This window comes from Paenibacillus sp. FSL H8-0315, assembly GCF_038005365.1.
Taxonomy (GTDB): Bacteria; Bacillota; Bacilli; order Paenibacillales; family Paenibacillaceae; genus Paenibacillus_AQ; species Paenibacillus_AQ odorifer.
Genome location: NZ_JBBOTA010000001.1, coordinates 3,583,688 through 3,602,426, shown reverse-complemented (window position 1 = coordinate 3,602,426; position 18,739 = coordinate 3,583,688). Strand labels below are relative to the sequence as shown.

The 18,739-nt window shown below is 44.4% G+C and carries 16 protein-coding genes; 13 read left to right on the top strand and 3 right to left on the bottom strand.

Annotated features, from left to right (window positions below; genetic code table 11):
- The first annotated feature begins 285 nt into the window (after positions 1 to 285).
- From MHB56_RS15725 to MHB56_RS15715, 3 genes are read left to right on the top strand one after another with little or no spacing between them, the layout of a single operon-like run.
- Positions 286 to 936, top strand: a complete 651-nt coding sequence (locus MHB56_RS15725; RefSeq protein ID WP_076192573.1) for an N-formylglutamate amidohydrolase — start codon at positions 286 to 288, stop codon at positions 934 to 936.
- Positions 902 to 2,050: a hypothetical protein gene (locus MHB56_RS15720; protein WP_143762751.1), complete on the top strand. Its 1,149-nt coding sequence runs from the start codon at positions 902 to 904 to the stop codon at positions 2,048 to 2,050. The genes MHB56_RS15725 and MHB56_RS15720 overlap by 35 nt, the downstream gene beginning before the upstream one ends.
- Positions 2,051 to 2,064: 14 nt before the next feature.
- Positions 2,065 to 3,414: a bifunctional folylpolyglutamate synthase/dihydrofolate synthase gene (locus tag MHB56_RS15715; protein ID WP_076192577.1), complete on the top strand. Its 1,350-nt coding sequence runs from the start codon at positions 2,065 to 2,067 to the stop codon at positions 3,412 to 3,414.
- On the opposite strand, the gene MHB56_RS15710 is transcribed toward MHB56_RS15715, so the two are convergent.
- Positions 3,409 to 4,206, bottom strand: a complete 798-nt coding sequence (locus MHB56_RS15710; protein ID WP_076192579.1) for an ATP-grasp domain-containing protein — start codon at positions 4,204 to 4,206, stop codon at positions 3,409 to 3,411. The two genes, MHB56_RS15715 and MHB56_RS15710, sit on opposite strands and share 6 nt — an antisense overlap.
- 362 nt (positions 4,207 to 4,568) lie before the next feature.
- Between MHB56_RS15710 and MHB56_RS15705 the strand changes: the two genes are divergently transcribed.
- From MHB56_RS15705 to MHB56_RS15680, 6 genes are all read left to right on the top strand, one after another.
- A complete protein-coding gene (locus tag MHB56_RS15705) occupies positions 4,569 to 5,462 on the top strand; it encodes a carbohydrate ABC transporter permease (protein WP_036687229.1) in 894 nt (297 codons plus the stop codon).
- The gene (locus tag MHB56_RS15700) at positions 5,459 to 6,337 is read left to right on the top strand and encodes a carbohydrate ABC transporter permease (protein WP_038568194.1); all 879 of its coding nucleotides are present in this window, start codon (positions 5,459 to 5,461) and stop codon (positions 6,335 to 6,337) included. Before MHB56_RS15705 ends, MHB56_RS15700 begins: the two co-directional genes overlap by 4 nt.
- Positions 6,338 to 6,389: 52 nt before the next feature.
- Positions 6,390 to 7,775 (top strand): ABC transporter substrate-binding protein, encoded by a 1,386-nt coding sequence (locus tag MHB56_RS15695; protein WP_341143734.1) that lies wholly within the window; start codon positions 6,390 to 6,392, stop codon positions 7,773 to 7,775.
- A gap of 135 nt (positions 7,776 to 7,910) precedes the next feature.
- Positions 7,911 to 8,900 (top strand): LacI family DNA-binding transcriptional regulator, encoded by a 990-nt coding sequence (locus MHB56_RS15690; protein ID WP_036687224.1) that lies wholly within the window; start codon positions 7,911 to 7,913, stop codon positions 8,898 to 8,900.
- Between the two features lie 30 nt (positions 8,901 to 8,930).
- Positions 8,931 to 9,926 carry an N-acetylglucosamine kinase gene (locus MHB56_RS15685; protein WP_341143733.1) on the top strand — a complete coding sequence of 332 codons (996 nt, stop codon included), beginning with the start codon at positions 8,931 to 8,933 and terminating at the stop codon, positions 9,924 to 9,926.
- A gap of 6 nt (positions 9,927 to 9,932) precedes the next feature.
- A complete protein-coding gene (locus MHB56_RS15680; protein ID WP_076186244.1) occupies positions 9,933 to 11,243 on the top strand; it encodes a 6-phospho-beta-glucosidase in 1,311 nt (436 codons plus the stop codon).
- Positions 11,244 to 11,792: 549 nt separating this feature from the next.
- Here MHB56_RS15680 and MHB56_RS15675 read toward each other — a convergent pair.
- Positions 11,793 to 13,133 (bottom strand): aminotransferase-like domain-containing protein, encoded by a 1,341-nt coding sequence (locus tag MHB56_RS15675; protein ID WP_248549185.1) that lies wholly within the window; start codon positions 13,131 to 13,133, stop codon positions 11,793 to 11,795.
- 142 nt (positions 13,134 to 13,275) lie between these two features.
- Here MHB56_RS15675 and MHB56_RS15670 point away from each other — a divergent pair, with 142 nt between their 5' ends.
- On the top strand, positions 13,276 to 14,199 hold the full coding sequence (locus MHB56_RS15670) for a DMT family transporter (RefSeq protein ID WP_076303201.1): 924 nt from the start codon (positions 13,276 to 13,278) through the stop codon (positions 14,197 to 14,199).
- A gap of 96 nt (positions 14,200 to 14,295) precedes the next feature.
- On the opposite strand, the gene MHB56_RS15665 is transcribed toward MHB56_RS15670, so the two are convergent.
- Positions 14,296 to 14,943, bottom strand: coding sequence for a hypothetical protein (locus tag MHB56_RS15665; RefSeq protein ID WP_312150771.1), 648 nt, complete (start codon positions 14,941 to 14,943; stop codon positions 14,296 to 14,298).
- Between the two features lie 160 nt (positions 14,944 to 15,103).
- On the opposite strand from MHB56_RS15665, the gene MHB56_RS15660 reads away from it, so the two are divergent.
- The 3 genes from MHB56_RS15660 to MHB56_RS15650 all read left to right on the top strand — a co-directional run bounded on the left by MHB56_RS15660 (position 15,104) and on the right by MHB56_RS15650 (position 18,652).
- Positions 15,104 to 15,841 (top strand): response regulator transcription factor, encoded by a 738-nt coding sequence (locus MHB56_RS15660; RefSeq protein ID WP_076126944.1) that lies wholly within the window; start codon positions 15,104 to 15,106, stop codon positions 15,839 to 15,841.
- The gene (locus tag MHB56_RS15655; protein ID WP_076192593.1) at positions 15,819 to 17,171 is read left to right on the top strand and encodes a sensor histidine kinase; all 1,353 of its coding nucleotides are present in this window, start codon (positions 15,819 to 15,821) and stop codon (positions 17,169 to 17,171) included. The genes MHB56_RS15660 and MHB56_RS15655 overlap by 23 nt, the downstream gene beginning before the upstream one ends.
- Before the next feature lie 725 nt (positions 17,172 to 17,896).
- Positions 17,897 to 18,652: an SDR family NAD(P)-dependent oxidoreductase gene (locus MHB56_RS15650; protein ID WP_339189136.1), complete on the top strand. Its 756-nt coding sequence runs from the start codon at positions 17,897 to 17,899 to the stop codon at positions 18,650 to 18,652.
- Positions 18,653 to 18,739 lie beyond the last annotated feature (87 nt).

Sequence of the window (18,739 nt, the reverse complement as noted above, 5' to 3'; positions counted from 1 at the left end):
TCCGATGCTGTTAGCGAAAATCATGTCAGCGTTTTCATTTGCTTAAGTAATCCCCAGCTTCTTTTTTGGTATCCTTCTCGGTATCCTTATCGGTAACGTTTTCAATTGAAATATTAGCACACCATTTTGAACTTTTCAATAGCCAATCTTTTAGAATCATTTTATGGAAAAACTGCCCACGGCAAACCTTGCAAGCGTTATAATAGATTCATCCTTATTCATGAATGGTGAATGCTTAGGACATACTAATGGTTAACGACCCATTAAATAACTATGAATAGGTGATTGCATATTTTATCTCTGATCGAACAGTATGAGCTACAATTCTCCAATAATAATTATTTTGGCGATATCGGGGTAGATCCCTCTTACTCCATTGTAGAAGGCTCCCTTCCTGTACTAGTCTCAGCTCCACATGCCATTAATCATTTTCGAGAACATGCTGTAAAACCAGCTGACATGTATACAGGCTCCCTTGCCCTCTTGTTACAAAAGCTCACTAATTGCTACTGTATTTATTCAAATAGCTTCTCCAAAGAAGACCCAAATTACATCTTAGGTGGAGAATATAAGGCTGCGCTACGAGCGCTTGTCAAAGAACATCGCATTCAGTTTGTGATCGATCTGCACGGAGCTTCCAAACTTCGAGAGTTTGATATTGACCTAGGGACACTGTACGGAACCTCTATACGAGAGAATAATTTAAATGACGTCATAGGCATCTTTAACAATAATGGTATTACCAATGTTCGACAAAATCATACATTTTCTGCATCCCATCCTGGAACGATTACTTCATATTGCGCTAAGGAATTGTTAGTTCAAAGTATTCAAATTGAAATTAATCGAAATTATCGTAACCCGAATGCGTTTGATTTATTCCAAAAAACCATTCATTCCCTTGAACAAATCATTAAACTATTGGGCGGTGTCTGACATTATTATCGAGCAAACCTTTACTATTCTAGACAAACAAAGCCTTCAACCTCGTGAAGAAATCACAATGAACTCCGAAGAGTTAAAGGAATTAGGTTTAGTCCAGCATATCTTCGTTGATCTTACAGCAGAGAATGGTGTCAAAGCCAGCTGTTTAATTTTATCGGCAGATGAGGTGCCAAGAGGTACAATCCAATTATCCAAGCGGGCAAAGGACAAGCTCGGGGACTGCCTGACTACAGGATTAACAATAACGAAGCCAGAATACGACACAGTTCTTCGGGGAATTCCTAAAGTGGACGAGATTGCCAAACCCTATGTAAAAGCCTGTCCAGCACTCGTCCGTAAATATACGAATCAAGTAGAACTTATCAATCCCAAAAATGGCTTCCGGGTAAACCTAACTTTACGAGAAGATAGCACAGCCAAACCGAATACCCTTTACTTCAACAGATACATTATGTTATTGCTTGAAACCCATTCCGAGGGGCATGACCCATTAATCATTACTCGCGCTAGGACGCGTTCTCAACCCAAGCCAGGCATACATAAACTTATAAATCAACTGATCCAACGGCCCTTAAGTGCATTAGGGAACTTTTTTATTGGCAAAAGAGAGCTCACCCTCAGAGTGGGTCATCCTTACCCTTTTGATGAGCACCAGAATTTATGCAGAATTCATCCGAATGTTAGAAAACTGCTAGGCATGGAAGAAACAGATCAGATCGTGATCTCCTATAATTCTAAACAAATCACCATCCCCATCTTAGACATCGATACGGAGCATATTGCCCAGTCAGTCAAGCTTCATGCGGATAATGAGCAGCTTAAATTTATCGACGGCCACTTATTTATCGGGATCACCGCCTTATCGCGTAACGAGTTAGAAATCCCAAGCATCGGCACATCAGTTACCGTAAAAAGAAGTATGTACTCCTTATTCCTAAAGCACTTAAATAAACTAGTCTTACCTGTTATCGCTTTGTTGTTCACCATAGTACAGCTATATAAGGATTTGAACTGGAGCATCGCTCTGACCGTCATCATTTCTCTTGTGTTACTTCCGATTATCATCTACACAACACTATCTGAGGAACGCGCCAAAATTAATTAAATGGAGGGATTTCCGTGGAATTCACTTCACAATCCCAAGTAGAAGATATGATCTACAGCTCTTACCTAAGGGCCATTAACAACATTACAGAAACTTTGGATGAAGAAGTTAGAAAACCGGAGTTAACCAGAGTATTACTGGATGCAGTCGGAAGTCCGGATCGCAATCAAAAATACATACTGGTCACAGGCAGTAAAGGTAAGGGCTCCACCTCTAGATTTATTTCCTCTCTGTTAAGTCACTTGGGATATAAAGTGGGGTTATTCACCTCCCCTCACCTGGTAGATTTCAACGAAAGAATCCGGATCAATGGGCAGGCAATAGCCACAGAAGATTTTGTGCGATTAGGTAATGTAATTCGCGGGGGCTTCCACCAGATCGAAGAGCAGCTTGCTGCTGATGAATATCAAGGTCCGGTTGGGGTTGCTTTGGCTATTGCGGCTTTGTACTTTAAGGAGAAGGGTACAGATATCAATGTGATTGAATGCGGTAGAGGAGGAAGGTTTGATGACACCAATGTCCTGAGCAATGACTGGGCTGTCATTACCCCGATTATGGAAGAGCATGTGGCCCATTTGGGACCTGATCTGAACAGCATTACACTGCACAAGCTGGGGATTGTCAAAAACAACACAACAAACGTCTATGTTAGCAAACAGAAATCCGACGTTCTTGCGATCATGAAGGACAACCTCTCCTCCAACCCTGTGCAATATTATGAAGAACAGTTTTTAGCTGAATCTATCACAACCACTTCTGTCGGAACTACTTTTGATGTCCGGACGAAGCCAGCCGTTTATCCAGCCTTGACCCTTCCGCTATTGGGACAGTTTCAAGCGGTCAATGCTGCCAGCGCAGTCGCACTTTGTGAAGAGATTACAGGGGGACCCCTTGATCAGGAGATCGTACATCACTGTTTTGAACAATTACAATGGCCGGGACGTTGTGAAGTTATCTGTCATGACCCACTGACGATTATTGACGGAGCTATTCATAGAGATTCTGCAAGCTATCTGGCTGAACTTATTCAATTAGTGAATCCTGAGCGCAGCCGTACCGTCACATCCATCATCGGTGTCCCTAAGGATAAAGATTACACAGGGGTCATCGAAGTCATGAGTACAGTCTCGGATCAACTAATCGTAACCAAACCCGATATAAGCCATCTAATTTTCCCTACGGATGCTCCGCTTATCGCTAAAAGTTTTCTCGAAAAAAGTTCCGAATTCCCTTATTTAGAGGACGCTCTCACGTATGTTAAAGAACAATCACCTTCCGAGATTATTGTAATCGTGGGTACGCAAACTCTAATCGGAAATGCCAAAAGATTATTCGGGCAATCGCTGCTGAATATCGGCTTATAACTGATTCATACGCTGAAGAATAACTTCCCTGTAAAGGTCTGAGAGGCCAGGTACTTCACTTGGATTTTGCTTGCAATATTCATCTAACATTACCTTATGATTGACTTCGATCACCAACAAGCCTTGATTTGTCTCTAAGATATCTACTGAGCAGAAATCAAGGCCCAGCGCTTTAGAGGTCCGGGAGGCAAGCTCCGCCAGCGCCTCTTGTTTGACCTGATCTTTCACCTCAATCGTAACAGCTCCGTTAATCAAATTGTGCTTCCACGAACGAACTCTTTTTTTGCCAAGGAATACACGCGCCTGATGATTAAAAGTTACAATTCTATACTCAATCTCCGCTTCATAATAAGGACCTATTGCCCCATTAAGCTGTAAAGAAAATAATAAATCCAGCTTTTCATGCAGATCGGCTATCTCATTGATTTTGTACACATGATTTCCCTGCGCCCCGTTATCCTGCTTCATAACTACCTCCCCATTGTACGCTTGGAAATAACGCTCAGCCAATGGATAAGGATTCAAATTGCTAAATTTGGAGTCTGGATGCGGCAAATAAATATGTTCTACGGCTGGGATATTCGCCTTATGCAAAACATCATAAGTTAGAGATTTACTCATGGCAATGATCGTAGAAGCACTGTTGTTTAGTCCGATCTCAGCGTCTACCATCACAAATGATTTCACTCCATCTGTCGCTCTATATACGAAATTCGGTGTAATTTCCTCAAAGCTAATCCCTGAGGCTGTAACAGAATGCTGGATCATTTTTAAGTAAGGTCTAGTCGTCATTCAGTTTCCTCATTTCTAACAAAATATGACCAAACCTAATCATAGCATGAGGAATATTAATAAAAAATAATAAAATTGCGTTATAATAGTTAACACAATAAACTCCCGAATCTTATTTCAGCTCCCTTTTTCACAAAAATGACAGACTGTATGTTACGTTTAATGACTGATAGCGCTTTTATAGTTAAAATAAGTGTTGATTATTTAGTGATCATCCTCTATGATATGCTTATTAAAGCGAATCAAAAAGTTAAAGCGGTTAAACTTTAATCTCTAGGTACCTAGTATTATTGCTAATTAATAGTGTTAGTATGATCAAAAGTTAAAGCGCTTATACTTTTAAAACGAGAGGTTGGTGTGTCATGATCAATCGCGAGAACAGGCGGCAGACGTTCTATATGTATCTGTTCATTTCTCCTTGGATTATCGGCTTCCTAGTATTCGCCCTTTATCCTATCTTATCATCGCTTTACTTCAGCTTTACTGATTATGACATCATACACCCACCTAAATTTATCGGGCTCGCTAACTACACAGAGATGTTTCACAATGACCTGTTCTGGAAATCGGTGGTTGTCACGCTGAGATATACCTTCATCGGTGTACCTATCCAGCTTGCACTCGGTCTTGGCTTTGCGCTATTGCTCCACCAGACCATTCCTTTGCGCGGCTTTTTCAGAACAGCAATGTATTTCCCAAGCATGGTATCCGGCGTGGCCATGTCCCTGCTGTGGTACTGGATCTTCAACCCGCAGATCGGGCTCTTCAATTACATCCTTTCCTGGTTCGGCATTCATGGACCGGCTTGGCTGATGAACCCAGACACTGCACTATATGCCTTGATCATCATGACTTTCTGGACAGCAGGCTCAGGAATGATTTTATTCCTTGCAGGTCTGCAAGGCGTACCGGCTAGCTTGATCGAAGCCGCTAACCTTGACGGTGCCGGGCGCTTCAGAATCTTCCTGAACATTACCTTACCGATGATCTCTCCCGTGCTGCTCTTCCAACTGATTATGGGACTGATTGATTCCTTCCAAGTCTTTACCCAAGCTTTTGTCATGACTCAAGGGGGGCCGAATTACTCTACCTGGTTCTATGTCTATAATCTCTACACCAGCGCTTTCAAAGAATATCGTGCCGGTTATTCCTCAGCCTTGGCATGGGTGCTCCTTATCGTAGTTATGCTCTGCACCGCACTAATTATGAAATTGTCTAACCGTTATGTTCACTATGAAGGAGGCGGACGCAAATGAGTACAGTCAGAGCGCTAAGCCCCCGGACTAAAGGAACAAAACGCCGCCGGAAAGCGGAGCCTGTTAAGATTTTCAGCTTTATTACTCTAGTAGTTACAACATTTCTGATGCTGCTTCCTTTGTTCTTCATGGTCTCCACTTCACTTAAGTCCAAACGCGAGATGCTGAAGTTCCCACCCACCTTTCTTCCGGAGAGCTGGCAGTGGAGCAATTACACAGAAATATTTGATACCCTGCAGTTCGGTACTCTTTATAAAAACAGTCTGATTATCGCCGGCTTTAGTGTTGTGGGAACCTTGATTTCTTCGGCGCTGGTTGCCTATGGATTCGCCAGATTCAGAGGTACAGGTAATCAGGTGTGGTTCATCCTGCTGCTGAGCACCATGATGTTACCCTATCCGGCCATTATGATTCCGCAATTTGTACTCTTTTCGCAAATGAACTGGATAGATACCTTTTTACCCCTGATCGTGCCTGCTTTCTTCGGCTCAGCCTATAATATTTTTCTGCTGCGCCAATTCTTCTCCACATTGCCTGAAGAGCTGTTTGATGCCGGACGCATTGATGGCTGTGGTGAAATACGGATGTGGGCTACCATAGCAATCCCACTCTCCAAACCTGCACTTGCGACCGTAGCTATCTTTGCTTTTATCTACAACTGGAATGATCTGCTTACGCCAGTGCTTTACTTAAGCTCATCAGATAAGTTCACGCTACCCGTCGGGATGGCTTCTCTTACCTCATCGAGGTTCCGCATTCCACCTTGGCATCTGCTAATGGTTGCTTCGGTTCTAGCTATGGTCCCAATCGTTACGCTGTTTGCTGTAGCCCAGAAACAGTTCGTCGAAGGGATAGTACTTACAGGGATTAAGTAATAATCCGCCATCCGGCGGCCAAATATACTTGAAATCATGGAGGGTTTAGCTAATGAACAAGAACAGGAAAAGTATTGTGCTTTTACTTGCAGCTACCATGCTCGTTGTTCTAGCCTTATCAGGCTGTAGCGGCGGCAAATCGGCGGGTAACGCCCTATCTGGAGGAAACGGTGACTCTACTAATTCTGGAGGCAAAGCAGAAACGGTAACGATTACCCATTACACAATAGATTCAGAAGACCGCACATTTGTCGAAAAATTAATCCCTGATTTCGAGAAGCAGCATCCGAATATTAAAGTGAAAGTGGAAAAAGCACCTTATGAGCAGTTCGACAGCAAGCTGCAAACGCTAATTGCCGGCGGCAAATCGCCCGACGTGACAAGTCACTGGGGGTATGGAGGTTTCGCAGAATACTACAATAAGGGTATGTTGTTCGATATGACCGACCTTATGAAAGAGGATGGTTTCAAGGCAGAGGATTATAGTATCCCAGAGAATCTAATGGGTATCTACAAGGTTAAAGATCACACTTACGGCATCCCGGTCAATATGTATGTCACCTTAATGCTCTATAACAAAGACATGTTTGATGCGGCCAAACTGACTTATCCAACAAGCGATTATGAAGATAAGAGCTGGACGTTTGAAAAAATGGTCGATGAAGCTAAACAAATGACGCTTGTATCCGATGATATCGCCAAAACTCAATATGGCGTAGACTTCACTTGGTCCGAACGCGATATGCGGCCGTTATATTTTGGAGCGGAGCCTTACTCAGAAGATACATGGACTAATGGCGGCGTGCCTTCCGAGACTTATTTTGACTCCCCTGAAGTGATCGCTGCCTACAACAAGCTTTTTGATCTTGTCTTTAAGGATAAAGTCTCTCCTTCTTCCGAATGGAGCAAAAGTGTAGCTGGACAGAACGGCGATCCCTTTGTTGCTGGTAAAATCGGCATGTCTATCGGAGGCTCATGGAACCTTGCAGGTGCAAATGACTTCCCCTTCAAAATTGGCGTAGCCGCTGTACCATGGGGAGGCAACGATAAGGTACGTAGCACCCTTTATGTCGATCCGCTGCTGATCTTGAAGGACTCCAAACATCCGAAGGAAGCTTTTGAATGGATCAAATACCTGATCACAAGCGAAGTGCAAGAGAAATCCATTGAGCTTAGTGGCGGTAACCCACCAGTCAACACCGAAGCTGCAGAAGCTTACTATAAACATTTTGAAGGTATCGATCCACAGGATATCAAAAATGTCTACGAGGGTGCTGTTAACTACGGCTTCGAATCCTATAACCACTTAATCACCAACTACTCGCAAATTAATGACATGTTCATTAATGAATTGCAGCCAGTAGAAACTGGACATAAGACGGTTGAAGAGGTGATGGCGACGATTCAGAAGAAGGTTACAGAGATCATTCAGCGATAACTGTTTGGCAGGTATACCGCCCCCTTTAGGGACGGTATACCTGCGTGAAATCATACGTTTAGCGGACAGTCTGCCAACCCTGTATACTGAAAGTAGAAAACAGGATCGGAAAATCTGCCGTGAGGAGAATTAAAGATGAAAGTGAGTATTTTTGATGTAGCCAAAAAATCCGGATTATCCGTTGTAACCGTATCCCGGGTGTTAAATGGGGCCGAATCGGTACGCGAGAATAATCGCCAAAAGGTGCTGGAGGCAATTAAAGAGCTGGATTACCGCCCTAATGCTGCGGCACGCAGTCTGGCAAGCGGTAAGACGGGAATTATCGGCATTATTGTCACTACCCTGCAAGATTCCTTTTTTGACGCAGTGGTCAAAGAGCTGAATGAAATATTAGCGATGCATGGTTATTTTTTAGCCATATCCATCTCAACAGGCATCGAATCGGATGATAGCCATTATTTAATTCAGGAGGATCGTGTAGACGGTTTAATTCTGCTCTCTCCGATGGAAGAGGATAATTATATTGTGGAGTTAAAACGGCGGGGTATTCCTTATGTGCTGATAGATAATCAGAAGCCCGAAAATGATACCTACTCCATCACGATCGACAACTTCAAGGGGGGATACGCAGCTACGCGTCATCTGCTGGAGCTGGGACACACTTCAATCGCTCATCTCTGCGGTCAGGAAATGTTCCGGAGTACGCGGGAGCGGCGCAGTGGATTTCTACAGGCGCTTCAGGAACAAGGACTGGCCCCCTTTGAGATCGTGCCTGGTGATTTCGATATTGGGATGGGATACGATACCTGCAAACGTTGGCTGAAGGAAGGAAAGCTGCCCACCGCCGTATTTGCCGGGGATGACAATATCGCGCTTGGAGTCATCAATGCCCTGATGGAAGCGGGCATTCAGGTACCCGAAGAGGTGGCAGTGGTCGGCTATGACGATCATTATATTGCTTCACAGCTTCATCCACATCTGACAACAATACGTCAGCCTGCAGACAAAATCGGGCTGGCAGCCGCGGATATGCTACTCAAACGCATCTCCGGAAAGATGAAACGTGGAGCCGGGATGCGGATTGATCCTGAACTTATCGTACGTGAATCTACCGGAGCTGAGTAGATTAAATTTATACACTAGGAGTGACGACCATTGACTTACTACTTGGGGATCGATGGGGGAGGCACGAAAACCTATACTCTGCTAAGCGATGAACATGGCAATGTTCTTGGCAAAGGCAAGAGTGGTAACGGCAACCACCAGACAGGCGCCCTTGAGGCCGCCAACAGTATTCAAGAGGCCACATTCGGGGCGCTGGCTGAAGCCGGACTCCGGTTGGAAGACATCCAGCATACCTATCTCGGACTTGCCGGTGCTGATCGCGAGGCCGACTATGCTATTCTCCATCCGATGATACGCCAGATAGGATTCACCAAATACACCATTAACTGTGACACTATGATCGGTCTACGCGCCGGAACGAATCGCCCTTATGGTGTCGCGCTCATCTGCGGCACCGGCACCAATTCAGCAGGCAGAAACCTGCAGGGAGAGCATTATCAATGCGGCGGCTTTGACTATATGTACGGTGATTTTGGCGGGGGTGGCGCACTCAATATTGAGGTGTTTCGTTCCGTTATCCGAGCTTGGGACGGCCGAGAACAGCCCACCCTATTAACAGGCTTACTGCTAAAAATGTTAGGTTATGAGGAAGTTGGGCATATGTTTCACGATTTCCTCGATCATTGGAAAAAAGTACCTGTAAATGTTGCCCGCCTGCTCTTTGAAGCAGCAGCTGAAGGAGATGCCGTAGCATTGGAGATTTTACATCGGCAAGGGGTTGAACTAGGTAAGTCTGCGGCAGCTATCATTCACAAGCTAGGCATGGAGCAGGAGACCTTCGATGTGGTGCTGGCAGGAAGTCTGCTAACCCGGGGGGATCGCGGTTGGATTCGCCAGCCTATCGAGAAAGCTGTACGCGCTGCAGCCCCTCAGGCAACAGTGGTTACCCTTGCCACAGAGCCTGTAGTCGGTGCAGTATGGTCAGCTATGGATCAAGATGGGTTGACCATTAGTAGTGAAGTGTATGAGAAAATGCGGAAATTTCAGGATTATGAATCGATCAAACAAACTACAAGACAGGAGTGATTAATCTTGGCAGCTAACCAAGGATTAAAGATTGCAGTTATCGGTGGAGGTTCTTCGTATACCCCAGAATTAGTAGAGGGATTCATTCTTCACTATAAAGAACTTCCCGTGCGCGAATTATGGCTTGTAGATATTGAGCCTGGTCTTCGCAAGCTGAATATTGTAGGTAACTTGGCAAAACGTATGGTGGAGAAATCCGGCCTTCCGATTGAGGTTCATCTGACAACAGACCGCCGTAAAGCGATCGAAGGCGCCGACTTCGTCAGCACTCAGATGCGTGTCGGCATGCTTGATGCCCGTGCTCGTGATGAGTCGATTCCGCTCAAATATGGCGTTATTGGCCAAGAAACAACAGGTCCTGGGGGAATGATGAAAGCACTGCGCACCATCCCTGTTATTCTGGATGTATGCCGTGATATCGAGGAACTGGCTCCCAACGCATGGCTGCTCAATTTCACTAACCCTGCTGGGATGGTCACCGAAGCCGTTCTGAAATATTCTAAGGTAAAAAGTATTGGCCTGTGCAACGCACCTATCGGCCTGATCAAGCAAGTCTCTGCCAAATATAATGTAGCAGCAGACCGTGTATATGCCGAATTTGTGGGCCTCAACCACTTGCACTGGATTACTCGTATCGATGTTGAAGGTGAAGACAAGCTGGATGATATGCTTGCAGATACAACCAGCTACAGCGCTAAGAACGTACCGGCAAGAGAATGGAACCCGGAATTCCTGCAATCCCTTCATGCACTGCCCTCATACTATTTAAAATATTTCTATATGACCGATGCCATGCTCGAAGAGCAGATGGACTCCCATAAGCAAGGCATTAACCGTGCTGAAGTCGTCAAACGTGTAGAAGAAGAGCTCTTCGAGCTTTATGGCAATCTAGAGCTAAGCGAGAAGCCGAAGCAGCTGGAACAGCGCGGCGGTGCTTTTTACTCAGAAGCAGCTGTTAATCTCATGAGATCGCTTCATAACGGATCAAACGACATTCAGACCCTAAATGTCGCTAACCATGGCATATTGGACTTCCTGCCAGATGACGCCAGCATTGAAGTGAACTGCGTGGTCACCAAAAACGGCCCGCTACCTCTGCCACTGACCAAAATTCCAACCATGGCTAAAGGACTCATTCATGCTGTCAAAACCTATGAACAGCTGGCGATTGACGCCGCTGTCACCGGAGACCGCGCCCTTGCCCTTCAGGCGCTCGCACATCACCCGCTTGTTCCGTCCGTGGACGTAGCGATTCGGATGCTGGACGAAATGCTGGAAGCTAATAAAGAGTTCCTGCCGAACTTTTTTGCGAATTAATTCATACCTCCTATCGAGAAATAACTAAAAGAGACCGAACCCGGTCTCTTTTTTTGCGCTTGTTGCTGATACTCGCTACCGAAGCAAAAATGAATAAAGCATCTTGGTAATTTGCACTTAGCGAATTCGCTATCCGACACAGCTGACCTTAAAAGCGGCTTTTTCACATTTTTAGAGTGCTAGCGGACCCCATAGCCGTTATTAGCATGAAAACCACCCAATATAACCCCTTTCTAATTGAATAGCGGCGCTGGTGTCCGAAAACCTGCTTCAAAGGCTAAAAACTAGCAAATAACGTTATCTGGGTCCGCATGACTCGGCCGAAGATTGCACAGAAAATGTGTTCGGATATTTATAGAAGAACCAGAGATTACTGCGAGTTGTACCGATAATGAGATCTGCTGTCCATCAGTTCACTGCTGCCAGATTTGCCGACGACCCACAACGCAAAAAAACGATCCCTGTTACTGGAGGAACGCTTTTTTGTTTCTACTCCAATGGGCTCCCAGCATTTCCACCATTATCATCCACTCATTTATTGCTGCGCTCTCAGCGTATTTCTTGCATTACCTGTTCAATGCCAGAGCGAATATCCGGCTCTTTTACACTGGATACATTGAGCTTTAGAATCTTCTCTTTATTAAAAGAGGGCAGATACCCGCTGTCCGCCATTTCGATGCGAATGAACTTTTTTTGCAGACGTTTGATCATCTGTTCTGTCTTTACGCTGTCACTAAGCTTCAGATACGTATGCACACCAAGCTGGCCGGTTGGATGGTAGGAATAATGTTGTGCTGTCGCTGTATCTAACTCTCTCATAATCGATTCATGGAGCAGCGTGGATCTTTTTTCGTAGCAGGAACGCATCTTTTTTCGGTGGCGCTCGAACATTCCGCTTTTCAGATACAACTCCAGGGCAGCCTGAGACAGCATAGAGCTATCTATATCCATCAGTCTTTTGAATCGGTTAAAAGAGTCACACAGGACCTCTGGCAGTACAGCGACACCGACACGCAGACCCGGAAATATAATTTTGGAAAAGCTTTTCAAATAGATCACATGGGAAGCATCGTCATAAGCGTAGATCGGATCCTCTTTTGCATCCTGCTCCAAGTCCGCCATGTAGTCATCTTCAACGATATACACATCGTATTTAGCTGCTAGCTGAGCAATCGCCTTCTTCTGGGTACGGGTATAGGAGACGCCGAGCGGATTATGAAATCGCGGGACGGTATAAAAGAACTTGAACTGGCCTGTCTTAAATAACCGCTCTAATTCATTCAAGTCCACCCCAGCATCCGAACGCTTTATCCCCTCTGTCTCAATGCCATACGTCTTCAGATATTCCATAAAAAGCGGATAACCCGGCTGCTCAATCAGCACTCGCTGCCTGCCATTCGGAAAAGGAATTCGGGTCAATACGCCAAGCGCCTGCTGCACACCTGAGGTAATAAAAATCTGATCCGGATTGGCAAATACCTGATAAGAAGCCAGATGCCGCTGCATTTCACGAATAAGAGAAGGAAGCCCCTGCGGCGTTCCATAGATGAACAAGTCATTGCGGTACATATCAATCGCTTTATTAATACAATGTTGGAAATCCAGATACGGAAAAATATCCGGGTCGGGTGCAGACACCGTAAAATCGATCCAATGTGCACCTTCGTCTTTTCGCTGTCCGCTTCGTTTCATGACATAATAACCACTTTTTGAGGCGGCATAGATTAAATGTTTGTCCTGAAGATCCTGTAACGCGCGAATAACCGTACTTTTACTACATCCATAACGTAAGGACAACTCCCGGATAGACGGTAATTTATCTCCCTCACGATACGCATCCTCGGCAATTTGCGCTTCTAGCTCGTTGATTAACTCCGAATACTTATACATCCCTTTCACCTTCCTCCAAGCTTATTCTGTACCGGTACAGATGAATAATAATTACATTGTAGCACAGCTACTCTAGCCTTAGAATAAAGAGCAGAACAGGACCGGTACCTAAATGCGCGCAACACTTTGGAGGTCTTTACTAATGAATACATCTTCTACTCAAAAAGCGATAGCAGCAGCTGTCATGAATGCTATTATCGTCGGGTTTTCCTTTATATTTGTAAAAATGGCCCTAACCGTCTCGGATCCTTTTGATACGCTAGCTCATCGCTTCACGTTATCTTTCCTTGCCGCTTCTTTATTTACTTTTCCAGGGTGGGGGCGGGTGAAGTTTGGAATATCCAAGGCCGCAGTGATAATCCCACTGGCTTTAATGTATCCAGCGTTATATTTCACCCTTCAGGCGTATGGACTTTTGTATACAACTTCCGCTGTAGCGGGTATTATTCAGGCGACAATGCCCATCTTCACCATCCTTTTGGCGGCGATGTTCTTGAAGGAAACCACGAGCAGCTTCCAAAAGATCTCTACATTAATCTCAGTTGCAGGCATTATTCTTATCTTTGCCATTCCAGGTTTGAGTATCTCTTCTTCTAGTCTTTGGGGCGTCTTACTTATCCTAATCTCAGCTTTATCCCTTGCCGGTTATAATGTTGCAGCTCGAAAGCTGACACGTACCTGGAGTCCCAAAGAACTTACCTATATGATTACTTTGTTCGGATTTATATTTTTTAATGGACTGTCGATCATTAAGCATGGTTCGGCAGGAACCTTGAGTCAGTATTTCACACCTTTTCAAGAGCCAAAATTTATATTCTCCATGCTTTATCTCGGCGTACTCTCCTCCCTCGTAACCTCCTTCCTCTCCAACTATGCTTTATCACGGATGGAAGCTTCACGCGTGAGCATTTTCGGCAGTCTTTCAACAGTTGTCTCTATTCTCGGTGGTGTACTTCTGCTGAATGAGCAACTGGAATGGTACCATTGGACCGGTACAGTGATGATCATCGCCGGGGTGATCGGTGTGAACTGGCGGAAGCAAGTAAGGGCCACAGGCAAAGCGTGAAGATTGATATGCATACAAAAAAGACACCCCGCGAGGTGTCTTTTATCTTTACCCTTTTCAGTATCTCTATTCTGTAGCAAGCCTCGCTAATCGCTGTTATTTGGCTGTTTCAAGCTCCTTGATTTTCTCTTTATATTGATCCAGCAGATTAGCTAAAGCTTCCTTGATCACAGTCGCATCTTTGGATTTAGCGGCACTATTCAGATCATCTTGGGCTTTGAAAAAAGCTTTATCCGCGTCGCTAAGATCTGGAATGGAAATAGCAATTGAAGTCGCGTCTACAGCTTTAATTGAAGTAGTGATATTGCTATCTACCTGCATATCATCGACTACAGGTATTACTTCAAGGTTACGACCAGCTTCAATATATCCTGCAGGTAGAGCTTCGGTGGATAGTATTTCTTTAGATAATTGAACTCCCTCCACCAGTTCCGCAGGCACAAGCTCGGCAAGTGCGGTTATACTAAATCCAGCAACCTTATAATACTGATCCAAGGTGTTCTTCCAATCTTCTTGGGTATTAGGTGCGTAGGTCTTAGCCAACTCTAGGGGATTTACCCAATCAATAGTGGTTACTTTAGTGGCAATTGTTCCTTTAGAGGCAGCAGTAACCACGGCTGCAGCCGTTGTTTTCGTGTTTCCGTCTTGCGCTCCACTTGCTGCGTTCGTTGCAGATGGTGCAGCAACGGCGGACACTAGCAGGGCGGACAGCGCTAACTTTTTAAATAACATCTGTTGATTCATAAATACAACACTCCTCGTCGATTCGAATGATCTTACAAGACCAAGCTTACATAATGGGTGTGGCAGAACATTGGTTAATTTGTGGAAAAACGATGGCAGCCGCCCTTACCCACCTCTGGATTGATATACTTGTAGGAGAATAATTTGGAGGTAACCCGAAATGAATAATCCATATCTCATTGCCGTAGTCGACGATGATGAACATATACGCAATCTTGTTGAAGCTTATTTACAAAAAGAAAATTACCACACCATCGGCCTTGGCAGCGCTGAGGAAGCATGGACCTTGTGGCAGACAAGCCCCCCGGATATGTGGGTACTTGATGTTATGCTCCCCGGCATGGATGGTTATGAGTTCTGTAAAAGGATTCGTAACGAAGCCGAAGTACCGATCATTATGATCTCCGCAAGAGATAATGAAGTGGATAAAATATTAGGATTGGAGCTTGGCAGTGACGATTATCTAGTCAAGCCGTTCAGCCCTCGTGAATTAGTCGCCCGGATCAAACGGCAGCTTCAACGCTGGTACAAAATGAGTAATCAGGCCGAAAAGTTGAACAGTCAGACCACTTCCACCCGTCTTGAAATCGACCAGCTTCTACTATTGCCGGAAGAAAGACGTGTATTCTGGTGTGGTGAAGAGGTGGACTTGACCAGCAAGGAATTCACCATGCTAAAAGTATTCGCCGATGCCCCTAACCGGGCATTTACAAGAGATGAGCTGCTGAGCTATGTGTGGGGGGACGACTATTTTGGAAGTGATCGCGCCGTGGATCATCTAATTAAACGGATGCGCAAAAAACTGGAGCATTTGCCCATTGAGGCAGTATGGGGACACGGATACCGCATGAGAACAGATGGGGGTGAGCATACGAATGAAACTAGCACATCAGATTAATTTAGCCTTTAGTATTGCATTGGTATTGCTACTATCTATTACTGCAGTCGTGATCCATTTTGTACTACTCAACCATTTTGTCGGAACACAAAAAGAGGATTTAAGAACCATTGGTGCGGCGATGTCAGTTACATTGACTGAAGAAAGTAAATACATCGGGGAGATTGGCACTCAGCTGGAAGCTCTGCCGGTGACCTTACCTTCTCTAAGCACTGCAGGCGTCGAAGCCATTCTTAGCGATGAGACAGGAAAAGTCTTGTCCACATCATCAGAGATGAGTTCAATTGCAATAAACTATGATGCCAAGAGTGTCACAGGCCAAGCCACTGAGCTCCAGAACATTTGGAATGGAACAGATACACGGTATATTACTGAAGTGAAGGCTACACCTATAGGCACGCTAACTCTACTAACCCCTATGAGCGCAGTCACTGCTATTGAACAAGCTTTGCTCAAAAGACTGCTGATCGTTTTCAGCGCAGCGGGAGCATTTATGTTCCTATTTGGCCTATTTATCACCAAGAAGCTGATTCAACCTCTAATGAGGCTGCAACAAGAACTCCGCAAAGTCAAAGAACGGCACTTCTCAGATGTTAAATTAATTAAAGCTGGTGGAGAGCTTGGATCTGTCGCTCAATCGGTATATGACATGGCAGATGAATTAAATCGTTTCAACCATGTGCAGAAACAATTTTTCCAGAATGCGTCTCATGAATTAAAAACTCCCTTAATGTCCATTTCCGGCTACGCTGAAGGGATTAAGGATGGTGTTTTTGAAGGTGAGAATGTAGTAAAAGGGCTAGACATTATCATGAGCGAAAGCAGCCGCTTGAAGAAGCTCGTGTCCGAAATGACTTTACTTGCGAAGCTGGACAGCGAGGAAGATATATTCAAGCCTACGGTTATTTGTTTAAAAGATCTACTGACAGAAACCATCGAACGAATGAACCCTCTATTAATGAAAAAAGAATTAACCCTCCATATCTCCCACGATCATCAAGATTCTCTTACGATCCGTGCGGATAGGGATAAGCTGCTACAGGCGCTTCTTAATGTAGTTTCCAATGCAGCACGTTATGCTAATCAACATATCTATATCCATGTTTCAGTCAAGGAGGGCCGGGCTCTGTTATCCGTAAGTGACGATGGCCCTGGAATTTCGGACGATCTGCTTCCTTATCTCTTCCATCGTTTTGTAAAAGGAAAAGACGGAGAATCCGGACTTGGACTGGCTATTTCCCGCGCAATCATCGAGCGTTGTGGAGGTCAGATCAGCGCAGGCAACCGAAGAAATGGCGGTGCGGTAATCTCGATGGGGTTTCCTTTATAAATATCCATAAGAGGCTGTCTCAAAAGTAGTGAATTCTACTTGGGGGCAGCTTCTTTTTTATGGAATGGAATTGAAAAGAAAAGTAATGGATTTTACTGTGCCATATGACCATATACCACGCGTAGCGTTCTCTGATATTGGGTTGGGCGGTTGGATGGTGGGCGGTGAGCGGTGAACGATATATTAGGTGAGTTTTTCATACGGCTTGCGGTAGGGTTTAAACTAATTAGGGAAAAACTCCCTGAAAATAGCCGATATTCGCTCTAAATGCACGAAATCAGGGATTTCCTCCCTAATAAATAGGGGATTTCTTAATTAGTTACTAAATCGGCCGAAAATCAGGTAAGTTTTCCCTAATTATAAGTCTGATGAACAGAAATCTCTGAATTTCAGGGAGAAATTCCCTAATTACTCTATAAATACTTCACCTATTGCATCACTTGCAGCGTCACTTGGAGCGACACATGAATCATCAATTGCTCATCACTTGGTGCGCCGCTTAATTCAATCGCTCAACATGTACATAAGAGCTGGAACAGGCCTCATCAGCTACTTGAACATTCATCGTCGGTCACCATCTATATTTTTACTGGTAAATGATGCCGTTTCTACTTCATGGTAAATATAGCTACTATTTTGGGTAATATATAGTCGAAGTAACAATTACACCTTACCTCTGATAAGAGTTAGATACTACATTTTTTTCACAAAAAGGAGATACCAACATGAGCAGACTTGCAGGAAAAGTAGCTATTATTACTGGTGGAGCAGGCGGTATTGGTAAAGGGATGGCCCTGGCTTTTGTTAAAGAAGGCGCTAAGGTAGCTATTATTGACCTCAATGAAGAAACCGGCAAAGAAACAATTAAAGAATTACAAGAATATCAACCTGAATCTATCTTTATTCAAGCGAACCTCAAGGAACACGATAAAATAGCTCACCTTGCTAAACAAGTAGCTGATAAATTTGGAAAAATAGATATTTTAGTAAACAATGCCCACGCATCCAGAATGAAATCTATCGAAGAAACTACACAGGCTGATTTCGATTTATCTTTTGATACAGGCTTCTATCCAACCTTCTATTTCATGCAAGCAGCACTACCGTATTTAAAAGAAGCACAAGGTAAAATTATTAATTTTGCATCGGGCGCTGGCCTCAACGGGGATACCAATCAAGGAACATATGCTGCTGCAAAAGAAGCCATCCGTGGAATTACCCGGGTAGCCGCTAATGAATTTGGTCCATTTGGAATCAACGTAAACATCATTGCTCCAATTGCTAATTCCCCTGGCATGATTGAATGGGCAGAAGCAAACCCTGAGTATTACCAAAACATGATTTCGAAAATCCCTTTGAGAAGATTGGGTGAACTGGAAAGTGATATCGGGCGTGTTGCGGTATTCCTAGCGAGTGAAGATTCCGATTATATTACGGGCCAGACTATCATGGTAGATGGCGGGTCTATTAAGCTTCGTTAATTTCAAGCAGATACTCGACTTAAAATGAATAAATTTGATGCTAAATAAATAAGCCGGAAGTGAACATCGTAAAATGTTCGCTTCCGG

Coding starts and splice junctions, on each gene's coding strand:
- MHB56_RS15660 (WP_076126944.1), top strand. CDS start 15,104: ATGAATAATCCATATCTCATTGCCGTAGTCGACGATGATGAACATATA.
- MHB56_RS15665 (WP_312150771.1), bottom strand. CDS start 14,943: ATGAATCAACAGATGTTATTTAAAAAGTTAGCGCTGTCCGCCCTGCTA.
- MHB56_RS15650 (WP_339189136.1), top strand. CDS start 17,897: ATGAGCAGACTTGCAGGAAAAGTAGCTATTATTACTGGTGGAGCAGGC.
- MHB56_RS15670 (WP_076303201.1), top strand. CDS start 13,276: ATGAATACATCTTCTACTCAAAAAGCGATAGCAGCAGCTGTCATGAAT.
- MHB56_RS15655 (WP_076192593.1), top strand. CDS start 15,819: ATGAAACTAGCACATCAGATTAATTTAGCCTTTAGTATTGCATTGGTA.
- MHB56_RS15695 (WP_341143734.1), top strand. CDS start 6,390: ATGAACAAGAACAGGAAAAGTATTGTGCTTTTACTTGCAGCTACCATG.
- MHB56_RS15710 (WP_076192579.1), bottom strand. CDS start 4,206: ATGACGACTAGACCTTACTTAAAAATGATCCAGCATTCTGTTACAGCC.
- MHB56_RS15690 (WP_036687224.1), top strand. CDS start 7,911: ATGAAAGTGAGTATTTTTGATGTAGCCAAAAAATCCGGATTATCCGTT.
- MHB56_RS15705 (WP_036687229.1), top strand. CDS start 4,569: ATGATCAATCGCGAGAACAGGCGGCAGACGTTCTATATGTATCTGTTC.
- MHB56_RS15700 (WP_038568194.1), top strand. CDS start 5,459: ATGAGTACAGTCAGAGCGCTAAGCCCCCGGACTAAAGGAACAAAACGC.
- MHB56_RS15675 (WP_248549185.1), bottom strand. CDS start 13,133: ATGTATAAGTATTCGGAGTTAATCAACGAGCTAGAAGCGCAAATTGCC.